General features: G+C 63.0%; 16 protein-coding genes and 1 pseudogene. 5 read left to right on the forward strand and 12 right to left on the reverse strand.

Annotated elements, in window-relative coordinates; all coding sequences use genetic code 11:
- Positions 1-3 precede the first annotated feature (3 nt).
- Positions 4-1,248, forward strand: a complete 1,245-nt coding sequence (locus tag LRQ04_RS14815) for a low temperature requirement protein A (protein ID WP_235521003.1) — start codon at positions 4-6, stop codon at positions 1,246-1,248.
- 75 nt (positions 1,249-1,323) lie between these two features.
- On the opposite strand, the gene LRQ04_RS14820 is transcribed toward LRQ04_RS14815, so the two are convergent.
- A complete protein-coding gene (locus tag LRQ04_RS14820) occupies positions 1,324-1,860 on the reverse strand; it encodes a phosphohydrolase (protein ID WP_235521004.1) in 537 nt (178 codons plus the stop codon).
- 91 nt (positions 1,861-1,951) lie between these two features.
- Positions 1,952-2,830, reverse strand: coding sequence for an SDR family oxidoreductase (locus LRQ04_RS14825; RefSeq protein ID WP_235521006.1), 879 nt, complete (start codon positions 2,828-2,830; stop codon positions 1,952-1,954).
- Positions 2,831-2,843: 13 nt separating this feature from the next.
- Here LRQ04_RS14825 and LRQ04_RS14830 point away from each other — a divergent pair, with 13 nt between their 5' ends.
- Positions 2,844-3,458 carry a TetR/AcrR family transcriptional regulator gene (locus LRQ04_RS14830; RefSeq protein WP_235521007.1) on the forward strand — a complete coding sequence of 205 codons (615 nt, stop codon included), beginning with the start codon at positions 2,844-2,846 and terminating at the stop codon, positions 3,456-3,458.
- 2 nt (positions 3,459-3,460) lie between these two features.
- Here LRQ04_RS14830 and LRQ04_RS14835 read toward each other — a convergent pair whose 3' ends face one another.
- Both LRQ04_RS14835 and gluQRS read right to left on the reverse strand, forming a co-directional pair.
- Complete coding sequence (locus tag LRQ04_RS14835) at positions 3,461-4,606, reverse strand: serine hydrolase domain-containing protein (protein ID WP_235521009.1); 1,146 nt, start codon at positions 4,604-4,606, stop codon at positions 3,461-3,463.
- A 25-nt stretch (positions 4,607-4,631) separates the two neighbouring features.
- Positions 4,632-5,519: a tRNA glutamyl-Q(34) synthetase GluQRS gene (gene gluQRS / locus LRQ04_RS14840; protein WP_235521011.1), complete on the reverse strand. Its 888-nt coding sequence runs from the start codon at positions 5,517-5,519 to the stop codon at positions 4,632-4,634.
- Between the two features lie 350 nt (positions 5,520-5,869).
- Between gluQRS and LRQ04_RS14845 the strand changes: the two genes are divergently transcribed.
- Positions 5,870-6,328: an Lrp/AsnC family transcriptional regulator gene (locus tag LRQ04_RS14845; RefSeq protein WP_235521224.1), complete on the forward strand. Its 459-nt coding sequence runs from the start codon at positions 5,870-5,872 to the stop codon at positions 6,326-6,328.
- A 2-nt stretch (positions 6,329-6,330) separates the two neighbouring features.
- Here LRQ04_RS14845 and LRQ04_RS14850 read toward each other — a convergent pair whose 3' ends face one another.
- Positions 6,331-6,786, reverse strand: coding sequence for an Lrp/AsnC family transcriptional regulator (locus LRQ04_RS14850; RefSeq protein ID WP_235521013.1), 456 nt, complete (start codon positions 6,784-6,786; stop codon positions 6,331-6,333).
- Positions 6,787-6,890: 104 nt separating this feature from the next.
- On the opposite strand from LRQ04_RS14850, the gene LRQ04_RS14855 reads away from it, so the two are divergent.
- Positions 6,891-7,550 (forward strand): LysE family translocator, encoded by a 660-nt coding sequence (locus LRQ04_RS14855; RefSeq protein ID WP_235521015.1) that lies wholly within the window; start codon positions 6,891-6,893, stop codon positions 7,548-7,550.
- Here the strand turns inward: LRQ04_RS14855 and LRQ04_RS14860 are convergent.
- The 3 genes and pseudogenes from LRQ04_RS14860 to LRQ04_RS14870 all read right to left on the reverse strand — a co-directional run bounded on the left by LRQ04_RS14860 (position 7,547) and on the right by LRQ04_RS14870 (position 9,236).
- Positions 7,547-8,014: an SRPBCC family protein gene (locus tag LRQ04_RS14860; protein WP_235521017.1), complete on the reverse strand. Its 468-nt coding sequence runs from the start codon at positions 8,012-8,014 to the stop codon at positions 7,547-7,549. The genes LRQ04_RS14855 and LRQ04_RS14860 overlap by 4 nt on opposite strands.
- Positions 8,011-8,265 (reverse strand): annotated as a pseudogene (locus LRQ04_RS14865) (ArsR/SmtB family transcription factor); the annotation flags it as partial. The gene LRQ04_RS14860 and the pseudogene LRQ04_RS14865, both read right to left, overlap by 4 nt.
- The gene (locus LRQ04_RS14870) at positions 8,265-9,236 is read right to left on the reverse strand and encodes a hypothetical protein (protein ID WP_235521019.1); all 972 of its coding nucleotides are present in this window, start codon (positions 9,234-9,236) and stop codon (positions 8,265-8,267) included. The gene LRQ04_RS14870 and the pseudogene LRQ04_RS14865, both read right to left, overlap by 1 nt.
- Before the next feature lie 154 nt (positions 9,237-9,390).
- Here LRQ04_RS14870 and LRQ04_RS14875 point away from each other — a divergent pair, with 154 nt between their 5' ends.
- Positions 9,391-9,870 carry a DUF4383 domain-containing protein gene (locus LRQ04_RS14875; protein WP_235521020.1) on the forward strand — a complete coding sequence of 160 codons (480 nt, stop codon included), beginning with the start codon at positions 9,391-9,393 and terminating at the stop codon, positions 9,868-9,870.
- 130 nt (positions 9,871-10,000) lie between these two features.
- Here the strand turns inward: LRQ04_RS14875 and LRQ04_RS14880 are convergent, their stop codons facing one another.
- The 4 genes from LRQ04_RS14880 to LRQ04_RS14895 form a co-directional block, all read right to left on the reverse strand.
- Complete coding sequence (locus tag LRQ04_RS14880; RefSeq protein WP_235521022.1) at positions 10,001-10,816, reverse strand: IclR family transcriptional regulator; 816 nt, start codon at positions 10,814-10,816, stop codon at positions 10,001-10,003.
- A gap of 82 nt (positions 10,817-10,898) precedes the next feature.
- The gene (locus tag LRQ04_RS14885; RefSeq protein WP_235521024.1) at positions 10,899-12,155 is read right to left on the reverse strand and encodes an aminopeptidase P family protein; all 1,257 of its coding nucleotides are present in this window, start codon (positions 12,153-12,155) and stop codon (positions 10,899-10,901) included.
- Between the two features lie 28 nt (positions 12,156-12,183).
- The gene (locus tag LRQ04_RS14890) at positions 12,184-13,539 is read right to left on the reverse strand and encodes an MFS transporter (RefSeq protein WP_235521025.1); all 1,356 of its coding nucleotides are present in this window, start codon (positions 13,537-13,539) and stop codon (positions 12,184-12,186) included.
- Positions 13,540-14,064: 525 nt separating this feature from the next.
- On the reverse strand, positions 14,065-14,736 hold the full coding sequence (locus tag LRQ04_RS14895; protein ID WP_235521027.1) for a GntR family transcriptional regulator: 672 nt from the start codon (positions 14,734-14,736) through the stop codon (positions 14,065-14,067).
- Positions 14,737-14,792 lie beyond the last annotated feature (56 nt).

Here is a 14,792-nt window from a genome sequence, read left to right on the forward strand (position 1 = left end):
GCCATGTCCACGAACCCACTTCGCCATGCCCTGTCCACCATGGGCGGCCGCGATCCCCACGAGAAACACCGCACTGCCACACCGCTGGAGCTGTTTTTCGACCTGACATTTGTGATCGCCTTCGGTGTTGCCGGCAACCAGTTCGCACATGCCGTCGCCGAGGCGCATTTCGGCGCCGGCCTGCTGGGTTTCAGCTTCGCGATGTTCGCCGTGATTTGGGCCTGGATCAACTTCACCTGGTTCGCCAGCGCCTACGACACGGATGACTGGGTGTTCCGCGTGGTCACCATGGTGCAAATGGTGGGCGTCTTGATCCTGGCCATGGGTATCGAACCGATGTTCCACTCGATTGTCGACGGGGATCACGTCGACAACGTGGCCATCCTTATCGGCTACATCATCATGCGCGTGGCCTTGATCTTCCAATGGCTGCGCGCTGCCCGCCAAGACCCGGAACGCCGCGAGACATGCCTCCGTTACGCGAAGTACTTGGCGGTTGTCCAGATCGGCTGGGTCCTTGCCCTGGTGATCGAGACCGATGTGCTCACCACGTTCCTGATGGCCGCTCCCCTCTTCGTGCTGGAGATGGCGACGCCCTACTTCGCCGAACGCAAGATCCGTACGCCCTGGCACGCCCACCACATCGCGGAAAGGTACGGGCTCTTGGCCATCATTGCCTTGGGAGAGTGCTTGATCGGGGCCATCGAAACCCTGCGCGCCATCGTCGCCACCCACGGCTGGTCGGTGGATGCTGCACTGGTTGGTTTCAGCGGTACCGGGTTGGCGTTCGCCATGTGGTGGATCTACTTCATCCTCCCTGCAGGCCCTGCCCTTCATCTGCAGCGGCACCGCTCCTGGGTCTTCGGCTACGGGCACATGATCATTTTCGCGGCCATCGCGGCCACCGGCGCAGGGCTCCATATTGCGGCCTACTTCATCGACCACGAAGCCCAGGTCCCGGCGGCCGGAGCCGTGGCATCGATCGCCATCCCGATCATCCTTTTCAAGGTTTCACTCACCACGCTCTACAGCATCATGCTCGGCCGTGACCGCGACCTACTGGTGAGCACGGCCGTAGTAGTCCTTGCCTTGGCGGGAAGCATTGCCATGGCCGCAGCTGGGGCTTCCGTGCCTCTGTGCATGCTGGAAATGATGGCGGTGCTGGGCCTGTCCATCGCGTTCGACGAACGACGCGGACACAAGGGCCGGGCCGCTGCACTTCGGCGGCTCGAAGCGGCCGCCGGCTGACGCGTTGCGGGGCCTGCTCTGCACCCCAAATCGCCTTCATAGCGTGCAGAGCGGGCCCCGCAACGGCAAGTAAGCCTATTCGGGAACGATGTCGTCCAGTTCCTGGAGCAGGTGCGGGTTGATCCGCTGCAGGATCAACTCCACTTCTTCCCGGGGAACGGCCGTGTACAGGACCGGACGGGCATCGGCGTACCGGGTTGTAGGCGGTTTGTCGGGCCACTTTTCCGCGAGCGCCCTGACCCGTTCAGGCAACGAGTTGTGTGCATTGTCGGCGATTTTCACCAACGTGGCGTCGTGGTCCTCCGCTACGAAGCGGATGCCGGCGTCGTAATCGTCCGGATCGTCGTGGAAGCGGCGGGTGACGCGTTCGATGATGTCCACAGCACGCTCGGACACCCCCATGTCCAGCAGGGCTTGCCTGGTGATGGGGGTGTCCTCGGCGATGTCGTGAAGGTAGCCGGCGATCTGGATGTCCTCGTCAAAATCCGCGAGCGCGTCGCCAACGGCCAGGACATGCTCGCGATACGGGCGCTTGAGCTTGTCCTTCTGCCGGTTGTGGGCCACCTCTGCCAGGACTTGGGCGGTCTCTACAGTGAAGCGTGATTCGGTCATGTTGGCCTTCGGATGGGTGCGGCGCCGATGAGGCTCGGCCCTGTCTTCAGGCTATCTGCTTCCCCGCAGGGACAACACCGGAGGGCCCGCGTCAGTCCTGGACAGCCCGCGCCGCGATGGCAACGGTGACGGCCCTGGGCAATCGCTGCGCGAAACCGGCCGCGATGCGGTTGGCCCAGCCGGAAACCACGCTTCCTGGCGTGCCCTTGCGGTCAAGTGCCTTCAGCGCGGTTCCAACGACCTGTTCGGAGGACTGCATGCGGCCTGCTGCTGCGGACTGGCTTCCCACGACGTCGAAGAACTCCGTGCTGGTCGCCCCGGGGCACAGGGCAAGCACGTTGAGCCCGGAATCCTTGGTTTCATGGGCAACGGCTTCCGTGAAACTGAGCACGAACGCTTTGGTGGCTCCGTACACTGCCATGCCGGGGATGGGCTGGAACGCGGCCGTGCTGGCCACGTTGACCAAGGCCCCGGTTCCGGAGGTGAGCAAGCCGGGAAGGAAGGACCGGGTGATATCAACAAGCGCAGCTACGTTGAGGGCTATTTCGGAGGCAATGACATCCGGCTCTTCCTCGACGAACGGCGAGTGGGTTCCGAAGCCTGCGTTATTGATCAGCGTGTCCACGGTGATCCCACGGCTGCTGACTTCCTCGAAAAGTTCTTTGCCAACGCCGGGGCGGCCCAGGTCCATGGGAAGTACCGTGACGGTGACGCCGTGCTTGGAGCGGAGCTCCTTTGCCAGCTCCTCCATCCGGTCCGCACGTCGCGCGACCAGGACGAGGCCAGCACCCCGGGCAGCAAACTGTCGGGCGAACTCGGCGCCGAGTCCTGAGCTTGCGCCCGTGATGAGCGCCGTGGTGCCGGAGTAGGTCATGGTCATGGTGGGTTCCGATCGATTGGATGGGTAACTGAAGTAGTCGGTGTCTACATGGTAGGCAGTGCCTACTTTGTTGTCAATGACTACTTTCATTTAGACTCGAAGCATGACCCAGCAGCCCTATCATCACGGAAAGCTCCGCGAGGCCCTGCTGGAGCGCGCCATGGAATCCATCGAGGACGTTGGTGTGGATGGCCTATCCCTGCGCCAGTTGGCGCGGGAGATGAACGTCAGCCACGGCGCGCCGGCCAAGCATTTCCGCGATAAACAGGCCCTGATCGATGCCCTGGCCCTGGCCGGCTTTGAATTGATGAACAGCCTCATCCGTAACGCCTCTGAGTCGGGCGCCGGGCTTCGGAGCCGTTTCGTCGGCGTCGGGAAGGCGTACGTGGAGTTCGCTGTTGCCCACCCCGCCCTCCTGACCGTCATGTACTCCAGCAAGCACCATCCGGATTCCAGCGCCGAACTGAGGAGCACGGCCGAACAGGGAATCCATGTCGCCCAAGCCATGATCGTCGAAGGGCAGAACGCCGGAGAGTTGGCCGAAGGCGACCCCGGGACGTTAGCAATGGTGTGCTTCGTCAGCCTGCACGGAGCGGCCGTTCTTGCCGCGGGGAATCACCTGGACGGCACTACCGTGGATGACATCGTCAATGCCACCACGGACACACTGTGGGCCGGAATGGCAGCCGGCGTGCACGCAGCGAAGCTCACTCCGTAGCTTTACGCGGCGCGTCCCTCGATCGCCTGGCGCACGGCTGAACTCAACAGGAAGTTGCGGCAGCCCACTCCCCCAGGCTCGGCCTGCTGCGGCACGTATCCAAAGCCGAGTTCATACACAGGGTCCGCGAACCCCAGAGATGCGCTGGCGCCGTCGTGCCCGAAAGCGCGGTAACTGCCGAACGGCATCCGGGTGTGCGACTTCATGAAAACAGTGGCAAAGCAACCAGTCTCCCCAAACACGCGGTCGATGCCGAACACCTGCTCAGCTGTCACCGTACGGATGGTTTCCTCTGTCAGGAAGGGTCCGACGGCGGGCTGGCCGCCACCCGCTGCGGCGTCACCGTCCACAGCCAAACCGGTCAGCGCGGCAGCATAAATTCTGGCCATACCATCGGCGCTCGCGACACCCGCCGCGGAGCTCAGCCCCGCGGCCCGCACTTCCGGTATGTTCGGCAGGTCCAGAATGTCGCCCACGGCAGAATTCGCCGCCAGGCCGAAGTGGCTGGCGGGATCCACCCAGGGCCACGACGGATCCGCGGCCCATCGGAAACGCGCAAACCTGGCGTCGTCGGCTTCCGGCAGACCCAAGTAGAAGTCCGCACCCGCAAGAGACCGGATTCGCTGCTCGAAGACCTGCTGCAGCGTGGAACCGGTGATGCGACGGCACAGCTCTTCCATGAAGATTCCGATGGTGAGAGCGTGGTAGCCGAAGGCCGCCCCTGGCTTCCATAACGGAGCAAGCGCTGCCAGCTTGGCCGCGGCGAGTTCAGAGTTGTTAACCTCCTCCAGAGTCAGTCCGCCTTCCACCCCCAGGAGCCCGGCCTGGTGGGACAGCAGCTGCGCGACGGTGATGGACCCCTTGCCTTGCGCACCAAACTCGGGCCAGTACTTGACCACCTCCGCGTCGAGATCAAGCACGCCATCCTGCACCAGCAACGCGATCACCAATCCTGCCATGCCTTTTGAACAGGAGAAGACTCCGGTGACAGAATCAGGACGGATGTGCGGACCGCCGCTGAGGTCCAGCACCTTAACGCCCCGATGGTAGGCCGCCACCTGCGCGGAATACTCGGGATCCTGGTCGAGGAAACGAGCGAAGAGCTCGGCAACTGGTTCGAAACCGGGGGCGATCACTTGTGAGTGCATCCAGACAGCCTACTGGGACGTCGTTTCAGCCTGTGGGAGTTTTCCACACCCACGGCTCCCGGGGCAGCCGCTCCGGGTCGAAAAACGGGAGCGCGTCCTCCAACGGCCCCGCCGGGAGACCGAGTGATTCGAGGATCAGGTTCCGGACACGTTTGGCAGGAATTCCGACGGCGGCGAGGTCTCCCAGCGTCACCGCGCCGTCGCGCTTGGCCAGCCTCACGCCGTCGTGGTTTACCACCAACGGAACGTGGGCATATTCGGGTACCGGTGCGCCAAGCAGCGTGGCCAGGTACGCCTGGCGCGGGGTGGACGGGAGGAGGTCGTCGCCGCGGACCACTTGGTCGATTCCCTGCTCGGCGTCGTCCACCACAACGGCCAGGTTATAGGCGGTGACGCCATCGTTCCGGCGGAGGACGAAGTCGTCCACCATGCCCACGAATCTCCCGCTCAACTGGTCCTCAACAGCCCACTCCGCAACGTCCGACCGCAGGCGTATGGACGCCGGACGCGAGGCCCTGCGGATCTCCCGTTCAGCGTGCGACAGCTCCCGGCACGTCCCCGGATAAGCACCCTGCGGAGCATGCGGGGCCGAGGGAGCTTCCTGAATTTCGCGGCGGGTGCAGAAGCACTCATAGGTGCGACCTTCGGCAGTCAGCCGGGCGATCGCGTCATCGTAGAGAGCCGTACGCTCGGTCTGGCGTACGACGGCGGCGTCCCACCTTACGCCGATAGCCTCCAGATCGCGGAGCTGCTCAGCCTCCGCACCGGACCGCGCGCGGTCAAGGTCCTCGACGCGCAGCAGGAACTTCCGGGCAGTGGATTTCGCGAAGAGCCAGGCAAGGACCGCAGTACGAAGGTTGCCGACGTGCAGTTCGCCCGAAGGGCTCGGGGCGAAGCGTCCGGCGGAAGTCATACCCCAAGCCTATGCGGAGGGGCGCCCGGGCCAGGCAAGGCAAGAGCCCCTCAGCTACCGCAACGATCCGGTGGCTCAGGGGCTCTTACTTGCTGCCCAAACGAACGGGCGAGTGATGAATGACAATGCTGTGAACAAGAGTCAATCAGCGGCTGCTTCCTTGCGGGAAACCTGTACAGGGCTCCGGGTGGTGTTCCGGGTGCCTTGGCGCCGTGCGGGGATCAGCGGTAGCTTCTCCCTGCTTCGTTGCCACCATTTCAGCAGAAGGCATACAGTTGGAGCAACGGACGGTGACTTGACTGGTCGATTTGACCAGTTAGTAAACAACAAGACGGCAGGAAGTGGTCACTTTGCAGGAACTGGATGCAACGGACCGCCGAATCCTCGGCGCCCTGGACGAAGACCCGAGGGTCCCCATCATGGTGCTTGCCCAAAAGTTGCACCTTGCCCGCGGGACCGTCCAGTCCCGACTTGAACGAATGAGCGCGTCCGGAGCCCTGCGAGCCAACAGCAGCCGCGTCCTTCCATCGGCGCTGGGTCGCGGAGTTGCCGCCGCGGTCAGTGCCGAACTCGACCAAAGCCACCTGAACGAAGCCATCGCCGCGCTCCGGAAGATCCCCGAAGTCCTGGAGTGCCATGCGCCCGCAGGCGACACCGACCTCATCATCAGGGTCGTCGCCAAAAGCCCCGACGACCTGTACCGCGTTTCCGAGGAAATCCGGCTGTGCCCAGGGATTGTGCGCACCTCCACCAGTATGTTCCTCAGGGAAGTGATTCCGTACAGGACAACTGGCTTGTTGTCGGAGTAGTTCTAAACGGGAGGCCCGATGTTGGTCTTCAGGTTCTTCATGACCAGCGTTGACGTCAGCCGTTCCACCGCTGGCAGTGCCGCAAGTTCGTCGTCGTAAAAGCGCTGGTAGGCGGGCAGGTCGGCGGCGATGACTTTCAGCAGATAGTCCGGCGAGCCGAACAGGCGCTGGGCCTCAACGATGTTGGGGCTCGCCGCAACGCGCTCTTCGAACTCCGCCATGATGGTGCGCTCAACCTGGCGCAGGGTGACGAAGACAATGGCCTCAAACCCCAGCCCCAGCGCCGCGGGATCGATGTCCGCACGATACCCACGAATCACCCCCGAGGACTCCAGGTCCCTGAGACGTCGGTGGCATGGTGCCACGGTCAAACCCACCTTCGAGGCGAGAGCCGTCGCAGTCATTCTTCCGTCTTCACGGAGGTGGCGCAAAATACTTCTATCGATTCCGTCAATCACGCAAATATCTTACTCAGAACAGGAGTGCCTGAGCTAAATAAGCGAACACTTATGGCCCGAATTTGCCTAGAGTTTTCCTAGCTCAACAACCCCTGGAGAAAACCGTGAATCCGCAGCTGTTCCTCGCCTTCATCCTCGTTGCGGTCACCCTGGCCTGCACCCCGGGCGTCGACTGGGCATACTCCATTTCCGCCGGCCTGCGCCAGCGTAGCTTTGTCCCGGCAGTGGCCGGATTGTGCAGCGGGTACGTCATCCACACCGTGCTGATGGCGGCAGGGTTGGCCGCACTCCTGGCAGGTGTACCGGGGCTGCTGGGCTGGCTCACCGTCGCCGGAGCCGCCTACCTGCTGTGGCTTGGCGTCGCAACCATCCGGTCGTGGCGAGGTGCCAGCTTCAGTGCGGAAGCCGGCGTCGTGCATTCCGCCAACCCGCTCCGGACGTTCCTGCAGGGAATGGGCACCAGCGGCATCAACCCAAAAGGCCTGCTGTTCTTCGTGGCGCTGGTGCCGCAGTTCGTGAGCCCCGAAGCAGCACTTCCCGTCCCCGTCCAGTCCGGCTTGCTCGGCCTGACCTTCGTGTTCCTGGCTGCAGTGGTCTACACAGCGGTTGCTTTGACGTCCCGGAAACTGCTGGCATCACGGCCTGGCGCAGCCAAGGTGGTCACCCTGGTCAGCGGGGTCATCATGATCGGGCTGGGGGCAGTGCTGTTATCCGAGCAGCTCATTCCCCTGCTGGTCCAGGCATTGGCCGGCGCTTCAGCCTAGGCAGAAAGCAACTCGTCGAGCCGCTCATAGCCCTCGATCACGCCGTAATTCATGCCGGTCGCCAGCGCCATATCCCGTGCTTCCACTGAGGGGTAGACCTCGTGGGCGACTATCCGGGTCCGCCCATCCACTTCCTCGAACGTGGTGGTGCTGATGCCCACCTGGTCCGGGGCGCCGTCGAATTCGAAGGTCATGATGATCAGCGCGTCAGGGTCTACCTTGTGGAAGACACCCCGGCCGGAACACGGGTTGTTGCCGTCGCCGCTCTCGTACCGCCAACTGCCGCCTGTCACCGTGTTGTATTCCGTGACGTTCATGGTGGTGCTTCGCGGGCCGAGCCACTTCGCCAGGAGGTCGGGGTCCACGTGGGCCTTGAAGACCGCGCTGACCGGGGCATCAAATTCGCGGACTGTGTCAACGAACGGGACGCCGTCGTCAACGGTGATGGTGGTTGGATTGCTCATGTCAGTTCCTCTTCCCTATTTCTCCGCAGCCCCGCGGGACCATCGCTGGCCAGGAGTTCGTCGAGCAGCCGGAAGCGACGCTCGGCGATCAGCCGGTACTGGTCCAGCCAGGCCGTCAACCGCTCAAGGGCTGCGGCGTCGAGGTGAACGGGGCGGCGCTGCGCGTCGCGTGAACGCGTCACCAACCCAGCATGCTCGAGGACCTGGATGTGCTTGGAAACCGCTTGTTTAGTAATGGCGAAAGGTTCTTTTACTCGCCGCCCAGCTGCCTGAAGTCGTTCTCCCACAAGCGGCGCATCTCGGCGTCCTTGCGGATGACTTCCAGCGTTTCGAGTTCCTCAGCCGGGGCTGGTTTCCTGGCCCACGGCGTCAACGTCCGACGCCCCTGGTCCAAGGCCAACAAAGCCCTGTCGGTCATGGCATCATTCCGCAACACCAGGCTGGTCTTACGGCGGCGAAGCACTTCCTTCAGGGCAGCCTGCGCGGAGTCCACGTCACCCCGCGCCCGCTGCGACCGGGCCCGGATCAGGAGCAACGCTGCCGAGAGGTCGTCTGTGTTGAGCAAGCCTTCGGTCCACAACACCACATCCCGGTGGCGGCCCAGCGAATAGGCAGCCGTGCAACGCGCCAAGGCAGAAGGCAACGACGGCGGCAGGCCCACCACCGCTTCCAGCGCGGCTTCCATCATCCCCATCTCCCGGAGGCAATGGGACAACGCCAGGAACACCGACTCCTCGCTGAACAGAACCGGAACTTCAATGCGCTCGGCAACCTCCACCCGGGTGACCACCTGCCCAAGGTAGATGGACGAGAACTGGCTGGCGTCGTCGTCGATCCTTGTTGTTAAGCCGCGCTGCAGCAGTTCCGAAGCCCGCAGGTAGCCCCCATGCTTGTAGGTCAGCAGACCCGACACCACAAGGCACAACCCGGCCCACCCGGGGTACATCCGGCCAAGCGCGAGGAGCCGCTCGGGCTCGGTGGAGGTAAAAACAGCGTCGTGCATGGCCTTGGCAGGCTTGGACGACAACATCCTCAGCCGCGGCACACTGCCAACGACGGAAATCCTTGCCTGGTCCCTGCCACTGAGCACGCCGGACAGCACTCCGCCCACACCGTCCGTGAGCCCCCGGACCGGGGTGCGGACATGGCCACCGCGGAAAGGCGTGAAATCCCGCGTGTCATGGAAGATCGTGTGCACGCGTCCGTGGGGAGCTTGGCTCATAAGACCATGCTAATCGTCGCTGAACTGGGCACATCCCCTGCTATCGGAGGCATTTCAGGAGTATTATGGCGGCGTCGGCAAGGTTTTGCCACACCCTTGCCGCAGGTCGGCTCTCCATGAGAAGAGCCGGGTAACCGCGTGAAAGGGAGGACTGATGACCACCGCTTCGCACCCCGCCGAACACCACCACATGATGGGGTTGACACTTCGCAACACCGCCATGGGCGTTGGCATTGTATTTCTGCTGGTTGGCGTCCTGGGCTTCATCCCGGGAATCACCACCAATTACGGCGCCATGACCTTTGCGGGACATGATTCCGGCGCCATGCTGCTTGGAGTCTTCCAAGTGTCCATACTCCACAACATCGTCCATCTGCTGTTTGGCGCGGCCGGCTTGGCCATGGCAAGGAACGATCGCATGGCCCGCCTGTTCCTCCTGGGCGGCGGCGCCGTATACATCGTTCTTTGGATCTACGGCCTGGTCATCAACCAGGAAACGGGCGCCAACTTCATCCCGTTCAACACGGCTGACAACTGGCTGCACCTGATCCTTGGCGTTGCCATGATCGGTTTGGGCGTTTGGCTCGGCCGGGATGTCATGGACGAAAGGACCACAGCGCGAAGGAGCATGTAAGCCCTCCGCACACGTCCTGAACCACGACGGCGACCGCTCCCTTTGAGGGGGCGGTCGCCGTACCGTTGTGCTACCCCCCAACGCTCACTCACATCCCACCGGCTTCCGCCCAACGCTCACTCACACCCACCTAGCGCGGGGCGCGCCCACCCAGCCGGGTGGTCACTTTGGCCGCCGCGGCGGCGCAGGCTTCGCCCAGGCTCGTCAAAGTGTCCTGCGAGACCCGGAACTTTGGCGCAGGGATCAGAACGGCTGCCACGATGTCGCCGCGGTGGTCGTAGACCGGCGAGGCCACGCCGACTTCCTCGATGGACGTCTCCCCGAAGTTCACGGACCAGCCACGTTCCGCCGCTTCCGCCAGCCGGACCATGTAGGCCTCCACCGAGTCGTCGTCCAGGCCAGGCAAGGTGATCGCGTTGCTGTGCAGCAGGTTGCGGACCCTGTCGCTGTTTTCGGCAGCCAGGAACACCTGCACGGAAGAGCTCAGGGCCTCGTTGTAACGTGCACCCAAAGGGGCAAGGTGCTTCACCTGATGCCTGCTGGGAATCTGCTCCACACACATGGATTCGACGCCGTTCCACACCATGAGCGCGCTGGTCTCCCCCGTGCGCTCGGTCAGTTCGCGCAGGACTGGGTAGGCGACGCGGCGCTCTTCGAGTTCGGCCAGGAGCGGGCCCGCCATGGCGATCATTCCCAGCCCCAAGCGGAACCTGCGCGAATCGACGTCGCGCTCCACCAGGTTCTCCTGTTCAAGCGTCGCAAGGATGCGGGAGACGGTGCTCTTGTGCAGGCCCACACGGCCCGCGATTTCGGTGACTCCAAGCAGGGGTTCATCCGCGCTGAAGCTTTTCAGCACAGCGATTGCGTTGACGATGACAGAGGTTCCCTTGCCGTCGCCGTTGCTGTTGCCGGTGTCAAGAGTCTCGGTGGATTCCGTGGGAGTCATGGGTTCACTATATTTCGGGTCTTGGTCCGGTCTTCCACTGGGAAGCCGGTGGGCGCCGTGCACTGCGCCCACCGGTTGGTCACTAGGCTCCGATGATGTTGTACTCGGGGCCGAACGGGAACTTGGTGATGTTCTCGGCGCCGTCTTCGCCGACCACCAGGATGTCGTGCTCACGGTAGCCGCCCGCACCTGGCTGGCCGTCCATCACCGTGATCATCGGCTCCATGGACACCACCATGCCGGGCTCCAGGACGGTGTCAATGTCCTCGCGGAGTTCAAGACCGGCCTCGCGTCCGTAGTAGTGGCTCAGCACACCGAAGGAGTGGCCGTAGCCGAACGTCCGGTTGGCCAACAGTCCGTGGCTGATGTAGATCTCGTTGAGCTCTGCCGCGATGTCCTTGCACACGGCGCCGGGCTTGATGAGTTCCAGTCCGCGCTTGTGGACCTCCACGTTGATGTTCCACAGTTCCAGCGAGCGGGCGTCCGGTTCACCATAGAACAGGGTGCGCTCCAGGGCGGTGTAGTAGCCGCTTGTCATGGGGAAGCAGTTCAGGGACAGGATGTCGTGTTCCTGGATCTTGCGGGTGGTTGCCCAGTTATGCGCACCATCGGTGTTGATGCCGGACTGGAACCACACCCAGGTGTCGCGGATTTCAGAATCCGGGAACGTCCGGGCGATTTCGTGGACCATGGCCTCGGTACCGATCAGTGCAACCTCGTACTCGGAGATCCCGGCCGTGATGGCGTTGCGGATGGCCTCGCCGCCGAGGTCACCAATGCGGGCGCCGTGCTTAATGACGGCGATCTCCTCGGCGGACTTGATCATGCGCTGACGCATCGCATCCTGCGCCACGTCCACCAGAGTTGCACCGGAGAAAGCGGCCTGGATCTTGTTGCGGTTGTCCAGCGACAGGGAATCGTCTTCGACGCCGATGCGCCGCGGGTTGATGCCCCGGGTCCGAAGGACCTCCTGGATTGCGTGGATGTAGTTGTCACGGCGCCAGTCCGTGTACACGAGGTTCTCGCCGTAGCTGCGGCGCCAAGGCATACCGGCGTCGATATTTGCCGTAACGGTGACGGCGTCATCCTTGGTGACCACCATCCCGTAAGACCGGCCGAAGTACGTGAAGAGGAAATCGGAGTAGTACTTGATGGAGTGGTAGCTGGTGAGGATGACGGCGTCGAGTTCCTTCTCCGCCATGATGCTCCGGAGTCCGGCTAGGCGGCGTTCGAATTCCGCGTCGGAGAAGGTCAGCGAGACCTTTTCGCCGTTGTTGAGGACTTTGGTGCGCTCGAGCTTGGCGACATCGTTGACGGCCTCGTTCTGCGTGATGGTCATGATCTTTCCTTTCAATGGGTTGGTTGTTCTAGTCCTGCAGCAGAGGCTTCTTGGAAGACTCCGCGGCAAACAGGACCGCGATGAGGGAAACCAGGGCGGCAGCCACGAGGTACCAACCGGGAGCCAGTTGGTTGTGGGTCATGCCGATAAGAAGGGTGGCCATGAACGGCGCGGTGCCGCCGAACAAGGCGTTGGAGAGGTTGAAGCTGACGGCGAATCCGGTGTATCGGACCTTCGTGGGGAAGAGCTCGGCGAGGAAGCTCGGCAGCGTTCCATCGTTCAGGGTGAGCATGCCGCCCAGCAGTATCTGCACCAGGACGATCACCAGGAAATTGCCCGTATCCAGGAGCATGAACGCCGGCACCGTCAGCAGCACGAACAGGACCGACGCCGTGATGAGCATCCGCTTGCGGCCGAACTTGTCCGACGCCATTCCGGTCAGGAAGATGAAGCCGATGTAGCTGGCCAGGGCGATGGTCGTGGCCAGGAACGACTCCGTTGCGCCAAAGCCCAGTTCCTCCGACAAGTACGTGGGCATATAGCTGAGGATCACGTAGAAGCCCACCGCGTTCAGCAACACCGCGCCGGTGGCAATGATGAGTTGCTTCCGGTACGTCCTGAACATGGCGAATGCAGGGGCCTTGACTGCGTTGTCCTTGGCCGCGAGCTCCCGAAATGCCGGTGTGTCCTCGAGCTTGGTCCGGATATACCGGCCGATCAAGCCCATCGGCGCAGCCAACAGGAACGGCAGCCGCCAACCCCACTCGCTGAGCTGCTCCGGGGTCATCGCTGAACTGAGCAGGGCGGCCAGCAAGGATCCCAGCAGCAGGCCCGCTGCGGTACTGGCAGGCACGACGGCGGCATAGAGTCCGCGTCGATTCGCCGGCGCGTACTCCACCAGGAAAGCTGACGCCCCGGCGTACTCCCCCGCTGCGGAGAAGCCTTGGACGACGCGCACCAGAAGAAGCAGGATCGGCGCCATCACGCCGATGGTGGCGTAGCCGGGGATCAGTGCGATGCAGAACGTCGCCACGGACATCAGGACGATTGACAGGCTCAGCGCTTGCTTGCGGCCCAGCTTGTCCCCGATGTGGCCCCAGATGAAACCGCCGAGGGGCCTTACGAAGAAGCTGACGGCAAATACGCCGAAGGTTGCGAGCAGGGCCGTCTGACGGTCCGACTCGGGGAAGAAAACTGTAGAAATAATGCCAGCCAGGTAACCGTAGACCGCGTAGTCGAACCATTCGACGAAGTTGCCGATGAAGCTTGCGGTGACTACTCGTCGTCGAGTGTCTTTGCTGACTCCATGGTTGGAATTGGTTGTCCGGTTGAGGCTGGGGGAAGGGCTGCCTTGGTCGGCTGCCACTGAGGATTCATTGCTCATGGTCCACCAAAATCTTTGGGGTTGCATTCAACGCAACACTGTTGCATCAGACTAAGTGTGTTGGCGGTCACGGTCAAGGGTGGTTGTTGAACGGATTCTTGGCGCTTTCGGAGCAGGGTGAGCTTTTGAAGGTCCGCGGTTGAGTTGTCATTAGAGTTGCTCTCAGCGATGTCGGGTTGCATTCAACGGAGTTCCAAGCCCAACCCTCACTCACAACCCACCCCCTTCAGCCCAACCCTCACTCACCGCTGACGCCCAAAAGGCGCGACGACGGCGACTGCTCTTCAGGGGACGTCGTGCAGCAGAGGAGAACGGGGGAACGTGAGAGGGGGTCCGCCCCAAACGGGAGGGATGTGAAAGAGGGTTCGGCGCAAACGGGAGGGATATGAGAGAGCGTCAAGAGGGGGTGGGGTTATCCGGCAACGCGCGTCTAAGGGAGGAACGACCGAGCGCGCAGAGGATGAGCCCGCCGCCGGAAGGCGGAGCCCGCCGCCGGAAGTCGGGAGGGCGGCAGGGCGAGAAGCCTTAGAGGACCTTGCGGATGGTCTCTTCGAAGCTGACGACGTGATGCAGGGCGAGCTCGGCGGCGCGTTCTTCATCGCCGTCGGCAATGGCCGTGAGGAGCTCGGCGTGCTCGGAGATGTGCCCCGAAACGGACGGCATCTTTTCCAGCATGTGGCACCAGATGCGGGTGGCGAGGTTGTCGTATCGGATCAGGACGTCTTCCAGGTGCGCGTTGGCCGAGGCTTTGTAGATCAGCCGGTGCACTTGGATGTCGTAGCGCATGAGTTCCTGCGAGGAATTGTCCTGGCCGTCCAGCGCACTGATTGCAGCGGCGACCGCGCGCAGCTCTTCCCGCATCGCAGGACCAGCCATGCGTGCGGCTTTTCGGGAGGCCAGGGGCTCCAGGAGCTCGCGGATCTCGGAAACCTCGGCGAGCTGGGTGATGTCCACGCCGGTGGCAAACGTGCCGCGCCGGGGGTAGGACACCACCAGGTGATCGCTTTCCAAGCGCTTGATGGCTTCGCGGACGGGGGTGCGCCCGATGCCGAGCTCGGCGGCGACTTGCCCGTCGTTGATGGGGTCACCGGGCTTGATGTCCAGCATGATGAGTCGATCACGCAGCAGCAGGTAGGCGTTCTCCGCGAGGGATGTGCCCTGCGGAACGGATTCCAATGCTTCCAGTGCTGCGCTCATTGCTCTCTCCCGTTAGTCGCATTCCCAGTCTGCCGGATGGATTACCACTGACCTGT

Source organism: Paenarthrobacter sp. AR 02, from assembly GCF_021538675.1.
In the GTDB taxonomy this organism is placed as follows: domain Bacteria; phylum Actinomycetota; class Actinomycetes; order Actinomycetales; family Micrococcaceae; genus Arthrobacter.